Annotated in this window: 12 protein-coding genes; 7 read left to right on the top strand and 5 right to left on the bottom strand. The window is 54.8% G+C overall.

Features of this window, described 5'->3' with window-relative positions:
- Window positions 1-65 precede the first annotated feature (65 nt).
- The 4 genes from FHS72_RS04195 to FHS72_RS04180 are packed head-to-tail and all read right to left on the bottom strand — an operon-like array spanning window position 66 to window position 4,309.
- Complete coding sequence (locus FHS72_RS04195; RefSeq protein WP_183526030.1) at window positions 66-854, bottom strand: FAD binding domain-containing protein; 789 nt, start codon at window positions 852-854, stop codon at window positions 66-68.
- Window positions 855-866: 12 nt separating this feature from the next.
- Window positions 867-3,239, bottom strand: coding sequence for a xanthine dehydrogenase family protein molybdopterin-binding subunit (locus FHS72_RS04190; protein WP_183526027.1), 2,373 nt, complete (start codon window positions 3,237-3,239; stop codon window positions 867-869).
- 44 nt (window positions 3,240-3,283) lie between these two features.
- Window positions 3,284-3,769 carry a (2Fe-2S)-binding protein gene (locus tag FHS72_RS04185; RefSeq protein WP_183526024.1) on the bottom strand — a complete coding sequence of 162 codons (486 nt, stop codon included), beginning with the start codon at window positions 3,767-3,769 and terminating at the stop codon, window positions 3,284-3,286.
- Window positions 3,770-3,793: 24 nt separating this feature from the next.
- Window positions 3,794-4,309, bottom strand: coding sequence for an SRPBCC family protein (locus FHS72_RS04180; protein ID WP_183526021.1), 516 nt, complete (start codon window positions 4,307-4,309; stop codon window positions 3,794-3,796).
- A gap of 181 nt (window positions 4,310-4,490) precedes the next feature.
- Between FHS72_RS04180 and FHS72_RS04175 the strand changes: the two genes are divergently transcribed.
- The 6 genes from FHS72_RS04175 to FHS72_RS04150 are packed head-to-tail and all read left to right on the top strand — an operon-like array spanning window position 4,491 to window position 12,787.
- Window positions 4,491-5,198: a response regulator gene (locus FHS72_RS04175; protein WP_425511106.1), complete on the top strand. Its 708-nt coding sequence runs from the start codon at window positions 4,491-4,493 to the stop codon at window positions 5,196-5,198.
- Between the two features lie 28 nt (window positions 5,199-5,226).
- Window positions 5,227-6,378, top strand: coding sequence for an FIST N-terminal domain-containing protein (locus tag FHS72_RS04170; protein ID WP_183526018.1), 1,152 nt, complete (start codon window positions 5,227-5,229; stop codon window positions 6,376-6,378).
- Entirely contained in the window at window positions 6,379-8,604 is a 2,226-nt protein-coding gene (locus tag FHS72_RS04165; protein ID WP_183526015.1) for a hybrid sensor histidine kinase/response regulator, read from the top strand.
- A complete protein-coding gene (locus FHS72_RS04160) occupies window positions 8,594-9,385 on the top strand; it encodes an alpha/beta hydrolase (RefSeq protein WP_221235342.1) in 792 nt (263 codons plus the stop codon). Before FHS72_RS04165 ends, FHS72_RS04160 begins: the two co-directional genes overlap by 11 nt.
- A gap of 15 nt (window positions 9,386-9,400) precedes the next feature.
- Complete coding sequence (kynU, locus tag FHS72_RS04155; RefSeq protein WP_183526009.1) at window positions 9,401-10,588, top strand: kynureninase; 1,188 nt, start codon at window positions 9,401-9,403, stop codon at window positions 10,586-10,588.
- Window positions 10,589-12,787: a thiamine pyrophosphate-dependent enzyme gene (locus tag FHS72_RS04150; protein WP_183526006.1), complete on the top strand. Its 2,199-nt coding sequence runs from the start codon at window positions 10,589-10,591 to the stop codon at window positions 12,785-12,787.
- Here FHS72_RS04150 and FHS72_RS04145 read toward each other — a convergent pair.
- The gene (locus tag FHS72_RS04145; RefSeq protein ID WP_183526003.1) at window positions 12,753-15,170 is read right to left on the bottom strand and encodes a GcvT family protein; all 2,418 of its coding nucleotides are present in this window, start codon (window positions 15,168-15,170) and stop codon (window positions 12,753-12,755) included. The two genes, FHS72_RS04150 and FHS72_RS04145, sit on opposite strands and share 35 nt — an antisense overlap.
- 588 nt (window positions 15,171-15,758) lie before the next feature.
- Here FHS72_RS04145 and FHS72_RS04140 point away from each other — a divergent pair.
- A complete protein-coding gene (locus tag FHS72_RS04140) occupies window positions 15,759-16,442 on the top strand; it encodes a sugar transferase (RefSeq protein WP_343042651.1) in 684 nt (227 codons plus the stop codon).
- Window positions 16,443-16,502 lie beyond the last annotated feature (60 nt).

Below are 16,502 nucleotides of genomic sequence, written 5' to 3'. Positions count from 1 at the left end.
ACAATAGACCCTAAACGCAAAAGGCCCCGCAGTGATGCGGGGCCTTTAGTTGTTTCACGTGTAACTTATTTGGCTTTGGAAACGGCACGTCCAGTCATGACTTTCACGAGATGCGCCCGATATTCGGCGGACCCATGAAGATCGTTGATCAAGTCGTCGGCTGAAACGGTCAAGTCGGCCAATGCATCGGCTGAAAAGTTGGCGCTCAACGCTTCTTCTGCCGCCGTCCAGCGGTGTACGCCTTCGTTTGACGCACCCGTGACCGCCACGCGCACAACGTCCGCGAATTTGGCGACATAGACCCCAACCAGCGCGAAACGCGATGCAGGTTGCACGAACTTTTCGTAATGCGCTTTTTCAGGGATCGGGAACGAAACCGCCGTGACGATTTCGCCTTCGTCCAGAGCTGTGGTGAACATGCCTTGGAAGTAGTCATCGGCCGCGATTTCGCGACTGTTCGTCACGATTGTAGCGCCCGATGCCAATGCAGCAGCAGGGTAGCAAGCCGCTGGATCGTTGTTCGCGATAGACCCGCCGATAGTGCCGCGATTACGCACCGCAGGATCACCGATGTGGGACGCCAAAGCTGCTAATGCCGGATAAATCGCAGCCGCCTCGGTGGCGACTGTCGCGTGGATTGTACCGCCACCGATCCGCAAGGCGCCGCCTTCCGACGACATCCCTTGCATCTCAGAAATCCCAGAGAGGCTGATCAGCTTTTCAGGGCTGGCAAGCCGCGCTTTCAGCGTTGGTATCAGCGTTTGACCGCCCCCCAACGCCTGCGCGTCTTCGTTAGACAAAGCCGCGACAGCGTCTGCCACCGTTGCGGGCCGTTCAATGTCAAATGCATACATGGTCCGCTCTCCTTATTTAGCGTTGTTCATGGCAGCCCAAACCCGATGCGGGCTGACGGGCATGTCGATGTGGGTGACGTTCATGCCGCCCGACTGGATCGCATCGATCACTGCGTTCACCACCGTTGGTGGCGACCCGATTGCACCCGCTTCACCGCAGCCTTTCACGCCTAAGGGGTTGTGCGTACAGGCATTTCCTTGGGAATGATCGACGATGTAGTAAGGCACATCATCGGCACGCGGCATTGCGTAATCCATGTAAGACGCGGACAATAGCTGTCCGTTTTCGTCGTAAGTGGTGTTTTCCAACAGCGCCTGACCGATGCCTTGGCCCAGACCGCCATGCACTTGACCGGTCACAACCATCGGGTTGATCACATTGCCAAAGTCATCGACGGCAGTCATCCGATCTACGCGGACTTTGCCCGTTTCAGGGTCGATTTCCACTTCGCAGCAGTAAGCGCCTGATGGATAGGTAAAGTTTGCCGGATCGTAGAACGCGGTTTCCTCTAGGCCCGGCTCGATGTCTTCGAGCGGGAAGTTGTGCGGGATGTACGCCTTCAGCGCGACCTCGCCAAAGCTGACCTTTTTATCGGTGCCAGCGACAGAGAATTCACCGTCGGTAAAATCGATGTCCGCCTCTGCTGCTTCGAGCATATGCGCCGCGATCTTCTTGGCTTTGTTGATGATTTTCTCAGTTGCGCGAACAACCGCAGACCCACAAACCGCCAATGACCGCGATCCATATGTCCCCATCCCAAATGGGATTTTCGAGGTGTCGCCATGTACGATTTCGATCGACATTGGGTCGATTCCCAACATCTCTGCGACGACCTGCGGGAACACAGTTTCATGTCCTTGGCCGTGGCTATGTGCGCCGACCATGACGGAAAGATTGCCCGTCGCATTCACACGCACAGTGGCCGCGTCATAAAGACCAACGCGAGACCCTAGAATACCAACAAGGTTCGACGGCGCGATGCCGCAGGCTTCGATGTAGGCATTCACGCCAAAGCCGCGCAGCAATCCTTTGGCCTCGGATTCAGCGCGACGTGCGGCGAAACCTGCTTTGTCAGACACTTCTTCCATCTTATCCATGAGCGCGTCGTAGTTGCCGCTGTCGTACTCTAGGCCAGCCGCAGACGCGTAGGGATATTGGTCCGGTTTGATAAAGTTCTGACGGCGTAAATCTGTCGGATCGCGCCCGATTTCACGCGCAGCCATGTCGATCACACGCTCCAGCGAATAGGTCGCTTCGGGACGACCAGCACCGCGATAGGCGTCAACGGGGGCGGTGTTAGTAAACACGGCTTTCACATTCACGTAGACCAGCGGCACCGTGTAGTTGCCCGCCATTAGAGTGCCGTGCAGGAACGTTGGCGTCGCTGTGGCAAAGTTGGACAGATACGCGCCGACGTTCGCATGTGTTTCCGTGCGGAACGCGAGGAAATTGCCGTCTTTGTCCATCGCCAGTTCGATTTTGGTGACGTGATCGCGACCATGGGCGTCTGTCAGGAACGCTTCGGACCGATCAGCGGTCCATTTGACAGTGCGGCCCAGCTTTTTCGCGGCAGCAAGCACCAGCGCTTCTTCGCCGTAGTGGTAGATTTTAGAACCAAAACCGCCGCCCACATCAGGCGCAATCACGGTGAGTTTGTTTTCTGGAATGCCCATCACAAACGCAGAAATTAGCAACCGTGTTAGGTGCGGGTTCTGCGATGTTGTGTGCAGCGTGTAGTCGCCAGTGCCAGGGTGGTACGACCCGATTGAACAACGTGGCTCCATCGCGTTCGGCACAAGGCGGTTGTTCACCAATTCCAGTGTCGTGACGTGATGCGCGTTCTTGATCGCTTCATCGGTCGCGGCGCGGTTGTCTTCGATCCAACCCCAATCAAAACACTGGTTTGTGCCGATTTCGTCATGCACGAAATTGTCGCCAGCAAGGGCATCTTTCATATTCACGACGGCGGGCAGTTCTTCGATGTCAGCTTCGATCATCTCGGCTGCGTCACGTGCTTGTTGCACGGTTTCAGCGATAACAGCGGCATAGGCGTCGCCCACGTGCCGAACTTTGCCGTGCGCCAGAACCGGACGTTTTGGCTCTTTCATCGGCTCGCCGTCGCGGCTGTTAATCAGCCAGCCAGCAGGGTTGCCGCCGACCTCAACAAAATCTTCACCTGTGAAGATCGCCAGAACGCCGGGCATTGCGGCCGCAGCGGTTGTATCGATTGATTTGATGATACCGTTTGCCACCGTCGAGCGGGCAAAAATGGCCGCGCATTCAGCGTGAGTTTGGATATCGTCGGTATATCTTCCTGTGCCGGTCAAAAACCGGACGTCTTCGCGGCGCGTGGTTGCGGCGCCAATTCCACCATCTTTAGGCATATTTATTCCTCCCTATCGGAAAACGAATTCTCTCCAAAATTCGATTATTCGGCGGCGATTGTGCTGACGTCTTGACCGGATGCGGCCAAGATCGCTTTGACGATGTTGTGGTATCCCGTGCAGCGACAAATATTGCCTTCGAGATGTTCGCGGACTTCTTGCTCGGATGGTTTCGGGTTGATTTTGAGCAGGGCGGCGGTCGTCATCACCATGCCTGGTGTGCAGAAGCCACATTGTAGACCGTGGTGATCTTGAAATGCTTGCTGGATCACGTTCAAAGAGCCGTCAGCGTTCGCTTGACCTTCAATCGTCGATACCTGCGCCCCTTCGGCTTCTGCTGCAAACATCGTGCAGGATTTCACCGTTTTGCCGTTAACATGCACGGTACAGGCCCCGCACTGTGACGTGTCACAGCCGATGTGGGTGCCAGTCATACGCAGGTCTTCACGCAAAAAGGACGACAACAATGTGCGCCCTTCTACGTCTCCGGAAACTTCTTTTCCGTTGATGGTCATTGTGACTTTTGTCATCGCATCCTCCCTTGGATCAATCATTTAGCTGCCGGTTACGCGCCGGAACCAGCCCTTCTTTTTTGTTTCTTCTTCGGGTGCTGCATCGTCGCTGGCATCCGGTGGCTCAACTGCGTCTTGGAAGTTGGCAAAGAATTGGTCGGCCATCTTTTTGGCGAAACCGTCGATGATCCGGCTACCAAGCTGGGCCAGCTTACCGCCAACGTTGGCTTCGACTTCGTAGTGCAGGATGGTCGTATCTCCGTCGGCCTCTAGCCGAACGTTTGCGCCGCCTTTGGCAAAGCCTGCTGGTCCGCCTTTGCCTTCGCCTGACATCTTGAGGCTTTGATGCTCGACCATTTCGGACATCTGCACTGCGCCCTTAAAGGTCGCCTTCACAGGTCCGACTTTTTGGACCACGGTCGCCTCAAAACCCTCTTCAGGGGATCCGGACATTTCGGTGCATCCAGGTACGCATTCTTTCAACACGTCAGGGTTCAAAAGCCCGGCCCAGATGGTGGCAACATCCGCTTGGATGGTACGGCTATCGTTCAGTTTCATGTGTTTTTCCGTCGTGGTTGCGGGGTTCAGCCTAGGACCGAGAAGGTGTCGAGGATATAGGACCAATGGCTTAGTTGTGAGATTGATGGCAGCAACGTCGCGCAACGCCTAACAAAATTTATGTAGCTTAGACCTTTGGCGCATTGGCGGATTGTTGTTTGCCTGCTTTAGTGAGGACATGATGACGCAAGCGCACCCCACTCAATCTGAAACGCGGCCAGCACTGATGCGCGGTTGGGCATTGATCATCGACGATCACCCACTGTTCTGTGATGCCTTAGAACTGACATTAAGCGCGTTGGACGACTTCACCGAAGTTGTGACCGCCGATTGCTTAGAGGCTGGTTTAAAAGTGCTCGCTGACAAAGGCCCAAGTGGCCCTGCGTTAGTCTTGCTTGATCTGAACTTGCCCGATGTCAGTGGGCTGGACGGGTTGATCCGCATTAAACGTGCTGCAGACAAAGCGCCGGTCGTGATTGTGTCATCAATGACCGACAACGCAATTATTAACGGTGCGATTGCAGCTGGCGCGTCTGGCTTCGTGCCGAAACATTCCGGTCGGGCGGTATTCAAAGACGCTTTGGCCGAAATCGCATCTGGCGGTGTGTACAAGCCCGCTGGTTTCGTTGAGTCAGCCAAAGGCGACGATCTGGAACGCGTTTTGGTCCGCCTGTCATCACTCACGAACCAACAGGGCCGCATTCTGGAATTGATCTGCGAAGGCAAACTGAACAAGCAAATCGCCTTTGATTTGTCGATTGCCGAAGGCACAGTCAAAGCACACGTCACAGCAATTATGCGCAAACTTGGCGTGCAGCGCCGGACCCAAGCTGTCCTGGTCGCCCAAGAAGCAAAATTCTTTAATACATTGCCAAACGGCGAAACCTGATCCTATCTTTCCCTCAGGGAGAGAGAAAATGACAATTCAGGGAGGAATCCGCCGGAGCTTGCTCTGCAAGGCGGAGGTGCGGTGTACGACCACCGCGCCGGTAGCTGCGTTGAAAAACGCGATGGGCGATGAACCGCTTTGTTTACTGGCTTTATTTGTGACCTCGCAGACCGATTTTGGCGACGTGATCGCCGAGGCAGAACTGTTATATCCGGATGTAGATGTGGTGTGCTGCACCACCGCCGGCGAGATTGGCGAGATGGGATATGACGACGGGTTGATCGTCGCTGTCGGCTTCCCGCAATCGCATTTTGCGTCAAAGTCATTGGCATTTGCCAACCTCGATATCTTTTACGCGGAATCCGAAATGGACCGGATCGCGCAAGAACGGGTCGCACTGCAAGATCGCAGTCCTGAGATGGAGGAAGGCTTTGCATTCCTAATCGTCGATGGCTTGTCGCGCCGTGAAGACACACTGACCTCGACGATTTCACCCGCGCTACGTGATATGCCGCTGTTTGGTGCTTCTGCGGGCGACGGCGCGGATTTTCGTCAGACGCTGGTTGCGCTGAACGGGCAGATCATGACGAACGGGGCCGTGTTGAACTTAATCCGCAGTACGCACCGCACAAAGGTGTTTAGCCTTGATCATCTCGTCCCGACTGAGACGCAGATGGTCGTCACAGGGGCTGATCCGGAGCGGCGGATCGTAAAGTCGATTAACGCCGAGCCTGCTGGCCGCGAATATGCGCGAATCGTCGGCAAAGACCCAGAGCAGCTGGATCGGTTCACCTTTGCATCGCATCCTGTCGTTGTGCGAATAGGTGGCGATCATCATGTTCGCGCTATTCAGCAGGTGAACGACGCTGGCGAGTTGGTGTTCTTTTCGGCGATTGACGAAGGCATGGTGCTGACCGTCGCCACACCGTTAAACATGGCCCAGCATTTGACCGACCAGATGGCCGAAATGGCAGCAGATGGGCCGTTTACCGATATCATTGGATGCGATTGTATTTTGCGTCGGATAGAGTCAGAACAGACCCAAATGACGCACGAACTTTCAACCATTATGGCTAAGAACAACGTCACCGGTTTTTCCACATACGGCGAGCAAATCGGCCCGTTGCATGTGAACCAAACAATGACCGGAGTGGCGTTCTACCCCAAAGATGTGACCTAAATGTCGATTGTAAACCCTGACGATACGATTGAGCGGCAGAACGAAAAGCTGCTGGTGATCGCCCAGTCGCTGATGCGGCGGGTCGAGCAGAAAAACGATCAATCGGGGCTCGCTTATCAACAGTTCGAACGCGCGGCATTGCTGGAAACGCAGGTGCGGCAGCGGACGCAGGAACTCGAGCGCACGCTTGATCTGCTACAGGAATCGAACGCGCGTCTCGAAGATGCGAATGTCGAAACCGAAACCGCCCGCAGCAACATTACCGAGGCAATCGAGACGATCAACGAAGGCTTTGCGCTGTTTGATCCTGACGAACGGTTGGTGTTGTTTAACAGCCGTTTTTGCCGCGATATTGCCGATGTTGCGGACCATCTGGTCGAGGGATTGCCGTTTCAAGGCTACGTAGAATTGCTGTCGCGTAGTCCGCATCTCGCCATGGAAGACGGCGAAAGCCCGGATGATTGGGCGGCAAGCCGTCTTTCGCGCCACAGTCACGATCATGTCGTGTTTAATGTGCGGCTGATGTGGAACCGCTGGCTTCAGATTTCCGAACACCGCACTGCGCGCGGCGGCACCGTGATTTTGCAAACAGATGTCACCGATATGATGCGGTCAGAGCGGCAGCAGCGCGAACAATTGCTGGACCAACAAGCTCGCATTTTGCAAGCAACGCTGGACCACCTGAACCAAGGTGTTTGTATCTTTAACCACACCAAAACGTTGGTCGGTTGGAACAAAACCATGAGCATTTTCGCCGCAATGCCATCCGGCGATAGCGTGCATGGGCTGACATTTTCGGCGTTACTCGATAATATCAGGGCGGAATTAACCTTTCACGAAGGTTTTGATCACGTCCGGTTAGAACGCTGGGCCAATCACCGATCACGACGCAAGCCAATCGCATTTGAGGTCACGCGTAACGACGTGCAAATCCTAAGCGTTTTTGCGCAAGAAATGCCGGATAGGGGCTTTGTGATCAGCTTTACGGATGTGACTGCAGAACGCGAAGCGGCCCGCGCTTTGGCCGATATGAACGAGACGCTCGAAGCGGGGGTGATCGCCAGAACCGAGGAATTAGGTGTCGCGCTGGCCGAAGCGGAACGCGCCAACGCGTCGAAATCACGGTTCGTCGCTGCGGCGTCGCATGACTTGCTGCAACCTCTGTCAGCCGCGAAACTGTTTATGTCGTCGCTGTCGGATCAATTGGAAAGCCCCCAAACCTTAACAGTCTTGGGCAAGGCGGAAACAGCATTAGCTGGCGTCGAAAAGATCATCGCGGCTTTGTTGGATATTTCCAAGCTGGACGCAGGCAAAGCCGTGTTTGACGTACAACCAGTGTCTTTATCCGCGATTTTTGGCCCTTTACGCGATGAATTGACGCCTGTCGCGATGGCGAAGGGGTTGTCGTTAACGATCATCGATAGCTCTCTGAGCGTACAAAGCGATCCGGGTTATCTGCGCCGGATCACGCAAAATCTGATCTCGAACGCGATCAAATACACTACAACAGGACGCGTAGTCGTTGGTGTGCGACGCAACGGTGGATCGGCCCGCATTGAGGTTTGGGATACCGGACCGGGGATTGCCGAAACAGATCGCCTGACCGTGTTTCAAGAATTTGAACGGCTTGACGGCGCTGCGCCTAACGATGGTTTGGGGCTAGGTCTCGCGATTGTTGAACGTGCGGCTAAGGGGCTCGGCCATGACCTAAGCCTTTGGTCGCAGGTCGGGCGCGGCAGTTGTTTTGCCTTGAACGCGTTGGTCGCTGTTTCGAGTTCTGATAAGGCTATGGGTCTGCCGAATTTTCAGGCGGATTGGGGTAACGCACTAGAAGGTATGATTATTTTACTCGTCGAAAACGACACGCATCTTGCCACGGCGATGACTTTGATGATGGAAAATCACGGGGCTGAGGTGCTGCCCGCCGCGAGTGCGCAAGAGGCCAAAGATTTGCTTGGTGAAATTCAACTGGTGCCTGATGTACTGCTTCTAGATTATCAATTGGGTGCGGGCGCGAGCGGTATTGATCTGTACCGCGACCTGCAAGCGACGTGCGGCGATGTTCCCGCTGCGATGATTTCTGCGGATCGTAGCCAAGCGTTACGGCAAGGTTGCGCGGCTTTATCATTGAAATTGCTCGCTAAACCCATCGATAAAGAGAAATTACTAAGCTTCCTTGTCGTGGTGCGCGAAGACGTTGTCGACCGGGATAGCTATGATGCGTGATTGGGACGATGCCTATGCCAATTCTGCGTATATTCCAGGGGCAGAGGCGCTGCCTGCTCTTTGGACGCAGCAGGCGTTGGACTACCGTCAAAGTGGTGTGCGTATTGATTGCGATGTGCCATATGGTGATGCGCCACGAGAGGTGTTTGACCTGATTTGGCCCGATCAAACACCCAAAGGTTTGGCGGTGTTTGTGCATGGCGGGTATTGGATGGCGACGGATAAATCCATGTGGACCCATCTTGCCGAGGGCGCGCGTGCGCAAGGTTGGGCGGTTTGTTTGCCAAGTTATACGCTCGCACCTGATGCGCGAATTTCACAGATGACACAGCAGATACAGGCGGCAATACGATGTGCTGCGGGTTTCGTTGCTGGCCCAATTCGGATCGCAGGTCATTCTGCTGGCGGCCATCTGGTGACACGTATGGCGTGTGCCGGGCAGGGCGTTGATCGGCTAGAACATGTCACCTCGATCAGTGGGCTGCATGATTTGCGCCCGTTGCTGCAGACAAAGATGAACGCAACGCTGGGTCTGGACATGGCAGAGGCGACCGCGGAAAGCCCCGCTTTGCTGCGACCCAGTCCGGCCGTGCGCACCACTGCTTGGGTTGGGGGCAACGAACGCCCCGAATTTATCCGCCAAACGCAACTGCTTGGGATGATGTGGAACGGGTTCGATACCAACATCAGTTGTCATGTGGACGTAGGTCACGACCATTTCTCTGTGATTGAGGGGTTGAAGGACGCGGATAGTCCGCTCACAAATGCCTTTGTTGGTTAATAAAGGACGCATGCCATGACCCTTCCGATGAAAGACCAGTTCGCGCTGCCTGACGGGATGATTTACCTTGATGGAAACTCGCTTGGGCCACTGCCAAAAGCTGTGAATGCGCGGTTGTCAAAAATGGTAACGGATGAGTGGGGCGAACATCTGATCAAGGGCTGGAACCTTGATGATTGGATGGGCCAGCCAATGCGCGTCGGCAATATGGTCGGTCGGTTGATCGGTGCGCCTGAGGGTTCGATCACAATGGGCGATACTCTGTCCGTAAAGGTGTATCAGGCGTTGTCGGCGGCCTTGGAAATGCGGTCCGATCGCAAGGTAATTCTATCGGATAGCGGCAATTTTCCGTCGGATTTGTACATGGCACAGGGTCTGATCGCGCATCTTGGCAAAGGTCACGAATTGCGGATCGTTGAGCCCGAGGATGTGATGGATGCGCTGACCGATGACGTCGCCGTCGCGATGATCACTCAGGTCGATTACCGAACCGGACGCTTGCACGACATGGCTGCGATGACGGCCAAAGCGCATGATGCGGGTGCTGTGATGATGTGGGATCTGGCGCATAGCGCAGGCGCCTTGCCTGTTGATCTGGCCGCATCAGGTTGCGAGTTCGCGGTTGGCTGCACGTATAAATATCTGAATGGCGGCCCCGGTGCGCCGGCGTTCATCTATGTGCGTCCTGATATTGTCGGCGATACTTTTCCGGCTCTCTCAGGCTGGCTCGGCCACGATGCGCCCTTTGCCTTTGAACAGGATTACCGCCCCGCGATGGGGATTGAGCGGATGCGCGTTGGCACACCGCCGATCTTACAATTAACCGCGTTAGAGGCGGCTTTTTCGGTGTGGGAAAAAGTCGATATGGCAGACCTACGCAAGACGTCGATTGCCTTATGCGATCTGTTCATCAGCCAAGTCGAGGCACGTTGCCCGCAACTGACATTGGTCAGCCCCCGCGATGGTGCGATGCGCGGCAGTCAGGTGTCTTTCGCGTTTGAACACGGTTATGCGGCGATGCAGGCGTTGATCGCGCAAGATGTCATCGGGGATTTCCGTGCGCCGAACATCATGCGATTTGGCTTCACGCCATTGTACATCGACGAGGCGGATGTGATCCGTGCGGTCGACAGGATGGTCGATGTTTTGGATAACAAACGGTGGGATGATCCCAAATTCCAGATGACTGGCCGGGTGACGTAAATGGATCGCGCGGACGTCGTTGATGCCGCCTTTCGTGCGCGGCTTGCGTCGGGCGATTTTCCCGACGGTGCCGCGCCGACAGGTCCTTTGTCCGATGCTGAAGCGGTCGCAATATTTAAGGCGCAATGCCTCAGCCGCAATCTTGATCGCCGCTCACGCAAAATGCAGGCGGCAGGTGAGGGGTTTTACACCATCGGCTCGTCCGGTCACGAAGGTATGGCGGCGGTTGCGTCAGCCTTGCGTCCTGATGATATGGCGTTCTTGCACTACCGCGATGGTGCATTCCAGACACGCAGATCAGGACAAGTCGGCGTGGATGCGGCGCAGGACATGTTGCTTAGTTTTGCGACGTCCGTGGATGATCCGATTTCTGGCGGACGGCATAAGGTGCTTGGGTCCAAGGCGCTAAACATTCCGCCGCAAACCTCAACCATCGCCAGCCATTTACCCAAAGCGGTTGGGGCGGCCTACTCAATTGGGCTTTGTCAGCGGCACCAGCCTGAACATCAGCAGATCCCGAATGATGGGTTGGTGATATGCTCTTTCGGTGATGCCTCATCAAACCATTCCACGGCACAGGGTGCGATCAATACGGCTTGCTGGACGTCCTATCAGTCAGTTCCGCTGCCGCTTTTGTTTGTATGCGAAGACAACGGAATCGGAATTTCGACACGCACGCCGCAGGGGTGGATCAAAGCAAATTTCGGTCAAAAACCGGGTCTAAAGTACTTTCACGCAAACGGGCTGGACCTGTATGAAACGCACCGCGTAACAGCCGAAGCTGCGGCTTATGTGCGGACGCGAAAGAAGCCAGCGTTTCTACACATATCCCTTGTTAGACTCTATGGGCACGCAGGATCGGACCTGCAACAGGCGTATCTCGCAAAGGATGTTTTTGAGGAATGGGAAGCGGATGATCCGCTTTTGCATTCTGCGCGATTGCTGATTGCATCGGACGCTGCAACGGCTGACGAAATCGGCGCGATCTACGAACAAACAGAAGCCAAATGCGCCAGAATTGCTGAGCAGGTCATCACGCGCCCCCGTTTGCAAAACGCGACAGAAGTCATGGCCAGCATTGTACCGCCTAAACGCGATATGACGCCGACTAATGGCCCATCAACAGATGCGCGAAACGCCTTATTAGACACTGATCTACCTCAGATGGATAAACCACAGCCGATGTCTCGGTTGCTGAATTGGGCGTTGACGGATTTGATGCTGACGCATGGCGATATCGTCATGATGGGCGAAGACATCGGCGCCAAGGGCGGTGTTTATGGTGTCACCCAAAAACTGGCGACGCGGTTCGGTCGCGACCGGATGATTGATACGTTGCTGGACGAGCAAAGCATTCTTGGTCTTGCGATTGGCATGGCGCACAACGGATTTACGCCGATCCCTGAAATCCAGTTTCTGGCCTACCTTCACAACGCTGAAGATCAAATTCGAGGCGAAGCTGCGACGCTTCCGTTCTTTTCTAACGGGCAGTTTACCAACCCGATGGTCGTGCGAATTGCGGGCTTGGGCTATCAAAAGGGCTTTGGCGGGCATTTCCATAACGATAATTCACTAGCCGTTCTGCGTGACATTCCGGGCGTGATTGTCGCCGTACCTAGTCATGGTGCGGACGCGGTAAAAATGATGCGCGAATGCGTGCGCCTCGCCCGCGAAGAACAGCGCGTAGTTGTGTTCGTAGAGCCTATTGCGCTGTATCCGATGCGTGATCTGCATGAAAAAGACGACAAAGGCTGGATGCGAACGTACCCGCCGCTTGGTGAAACGGTAGCTTTTGGTGATGTGGGTGTGACCGGTGACGGGCCGCTGGCGATTGTCAGCTACGGCAATGGCCACTACCTAAGCCAGCAAGCGGCGCAGGTGCTCGACGATCAGGGCATTGCGACGCGGATTATTGATATTCGGTGGATTTCGCCTTTGCCAGAGACTGATTTACTGAATGCGCTGGGTAGTGCCGACAAAGTACTGGTCGTCGATGAATGTCGCAAATCGGGAAATGTGGGCGAAGGATTAGTGTCGCTTTTGACGGAGAAAACCGATGTGCCAGTGTCGCTACTGGCCGCCGAGGAAAGCTTTATCGCAACAGGTCCTGCCTACGCTGCGACGATGCCATCATGTGACAGCATCGTCGCAGCGGCGATTGCGCTTAACGGAACCCTTCGTAAGGGCCCGCCGGAATAACCTTTGCGGGGATCATGTTACCTAAGACGTCCACCGCGAAAGCGGTGTCAGGTTCGGCATACATAGGGTCTACAAAGGCATATGCGATGTTTAACCCAGTCCGGTGGCCCCAGTCGCCGGATGTCACAGTCCCGATGACGTTGCCGTCCAGCATGACCGACGCGCCGCCACGCGCAGGGGCGTCGGTGCTATCCAACACCATGCTGATCAGCTTTTTGCGCAGTTTCCCTTCGCGGCTTTCGAGCGCCTTTTTCCCGATGAAATCAGGTTTGTCCATTTTCACAAAGCGCGGAAGGCTCATCTCGAATGGGTCAAATTCGGTGATGATGTCGGCTTTCCAATGCAAATATCCCATTTCCATCCGCATGGAATCCACAGCCTTTGCGCCGAAAATCCGCATGTCATGGGCTTTACCTGCCTCACGCAGCGCCAGATATGCCGCGTATAGCGACGCATTTGGGATGTGAATCTCGAATGCCATTTCGCCGGAAAAGCTGACCCGCATCACGGTCGCTGGCGCAATTCCGATGTAGCATTCGCGCACAGACAGAAACGGGAACGCTTCGTTGGACCAATCCGCACGACTGACAGCGGCAAGCACATCGCGGGATTTCGGGCCCGCGATCACGAGAATGGTCTGATCGTTCGTGAGAGATTTGATGTGTACGTCTTCGTCTGCGGCAATGTGCTGCTGCAACCAATCCATGTCATGCAATTCGGACGCGGCGGCAGAACCATACCAAATGCGAACTGGCCCGCGATCTGACGCTGGGATGTTGGCGATTGTTGCCTCGGCTTTGACGTTGCCATCGTGATTTAACAAATAAGTCAAACCCAACCGACCCGCTTTGCGCGGCAAGCGGCTGCAAACCATACGATCTAGGAAATCTGCGGCGTCGGTGCCTGTTATCTCAAAGCGGTTAAAGCCGTTGACCTCGCAAATGCCGACGGATGTTTGCACCGCTGCGACCTCTGCGCCGACGATGTCGAAGGCTTCATCGAACGTAAAGGTTGGGGTAACGTGAAAATCCGGCGAGGGCTTGATGAACTCGACCCGCTCCCAACCATTCACCACTGTAAACTCAGCGCCTTCGGCTGCCATCACAGGGGTAAGCGGAGTGGTTTTGGCATTGCGGCCAGCGGGGCGATGTTCATTCGGGAAATGGAAACGGAATTCGTTTTGGTAATCTTCGATTGCCTTGAGCGCTGTGATTTCAACATTGGTGTGCTCGCCAAAGCGACGCGGGTCAATGCACCACGTGTCATAGCACGCCTCACCATGCACGATCTGTTGGGCAAGCATCCAGCCGTGGCCGCCCCCTTCACCAAGTCCCGCACGTAAGCCGATGCAGCAGAACGCATTGCGTTTGCCGGGGATTGGTCCAACCAGCGGCGCACCGTCGATAGTGTAGGTGATAGGGCCGTTCACGATGTTCTTAATGCCGACCTCCATCAGGGCGGGCATCCGTTCAAACGCGCCTTCCAACACGTCAGTGATGCGGTCCAGATCGTCAGGGCAAAGCGCGTTCACAAAATGTGGATCGATGCCGTCCATGCCCCAAGTCTTGCAGTCCTGTTCATAGAAGCCAACAAGCAGGCCGTTCTTTTCTTGACGGCTATAGTAGTCACTGATCGGGCAGCGCAGCAGCGGCATCCTGTGGCCCGCGTCGACAATCGCGGGGATGTCCTCGGTCACGAAATACTGGTGTTCCATCGACGTGACTGGATGTTCGACGCCCATCATCGCGCCAACCTCGTTCACGCGATATCCGCAAGCATTCACCACGATTTCACAGTCGATATCGCCGTGTTCCGTATGCACGGTCCAGCTATCGTCTTTGTGTTGCGTCAGCCCAGTCACGGGCGTGTTGCGGTAAACCTCTGCGCCAGCTTTGCGGGCACGCCGCGCGAGCGCTTGGCATAGCGATGCCGGATCAATGTCCCCGTCGTTCGCATCCCAGAGCCCGCCATGCAGATTGTCGGTAGAAATCAGCGGATGGCGCCGCGCGCATTCGGCGGCGTCAAGTATTTCAAACTCGATGCCCATGCCGCGCGCCATGGATGCAAAATGACGGTAGCCTTCCATGTGCGCTTCGGTATTCGCGAGCCGAATACCACCGTCACCGTGATTGTAGCTGACCGGATAATCGGCGTCGTCACGCAGTTCTTTATACAGATTAATAGAGTGTGTTTTCAGTCCGACCATTGTCTGGTTCATGCCAAAGTTGGTGACTTGAGCTGCTGAATGCCACGTTGTCCCTGACGTCAACTCGTTGCGTTCAACCAGCACAACGTCGGTCCAGCCCTCTTGGGTCAGGTGATACAACGTCGAGCAGCCTGCAATCCCGCCACCAATAACAACAACTCGCGTCTGCGACTTCATTCGATCCATCCTCTTCTGTGTTTCGACCAGTGACCTCAAACGCCCTGTGTTGGTCAATCGGAAAGCTACACGTTCTATCTTTGCTGAACGGGGCCTCAGGGATTTCGGAACGAAGCGGCTTTGCGCTATATTAAGGTCCCATGTTCAGGGTTGCGTATGCTGCGAAATGGGCTCGAATCAACTAGAGGGATCATCTGACGACACGCGACGCTGCAAAGCGGCAGAGAGCACGAAAAAATTAACACCTTGACCGAAATGTTAACGGCTAATCGTTATGGGTTTAACCGTTAGTTTTATAGCACTTCCCGAATTAAGCGCTGCTTTTGGACGCGGAATTCGTTAACGAACAGGCGGGAATACTCGGTGTTTCGCGTGTTCGTTTGAATAGTTTTTTAACAAACTTTAAAGTAGGGTTTATTAACTGTGGGTATCTTAAAGTAGACTTTTATATCGACTTATCAAAAGCTTGGATATGTCTTAAATCATTCATTTGCGTATGTCCGAATGCTTCGCTATGAACACCTAATAGGATTAAATCGATTTGCGAATTTCAGTAATCTAGTTGTTAGTACTTTCTTGGGGGCTACCGTGAAGCATCAGTCGATCGAAACTTTTGCGATCACATCAGACTCTGGCCCTGCAACTGCAGCATCGCGGCGTCTAGATCCACCTAAAACCGTACCAAATTTGACCTACTTTGCAGCAAAGCGGACGTTTGATATCGTCATGTGCCTACTGTTGGCACCTGTCATGATCGTGACGTCTTTGGTGCTGCTGTTGGCCAATCCCTCCAAGAATGCTGGTCCGTTGTTTTATGTGCAAACGCGCATGGGCCGTGATTGCAAACCATTCCGCGCAATCAAGTTTCGCAGCATGACCTGTGCTGACATTATCGAACGTGGCGCGGATGATCCTCTGGAAACGCACCGCATTACGCGGCTTGGCGATTTCTTGCGCCGCTCGCGGTTGGATGAAATCCCCCAGATCATTAACGTTATCAGAGGCGACATGAGCCTCGTGGGGCCGCGTCCAGATTATATCGTGCATGCAGACGAATACGTCGAAACAGTCGCGGGCTATAAAGAACGGCACTCCGTCCGCCCTGGCATCAGTGGGTATGCGCAGACCGAAGTGGGTTATGCCGAGGGTATTGAGGCGACGCGCAACAAAGTTGCCGCCGACTTGTATTACATTGGAAATCGATCTCTGCGCCTAGAAGCATGGATCGTTTGGCGCACAATCCAGACCGTTGTCTGTCGCGGTGGCGCATAGGCGCGTTTCATGCCGATCAGAACCTAATCCCACATGACTGTGGTGCTTGGTTGTCTTTTG

It is taken from the genome of Yoonia ponticola, from assembly GCF_014199395.1.
GTDB lineage: Bacteria > Pseudomonadota > Alphaproteobacteria > Rhodobacterales > Rhodobacteraceae > Yoonia > Yoonia ponticola.
This window is presented reverse-complemented; position numbering and strand designations above follow the sequence as displayed.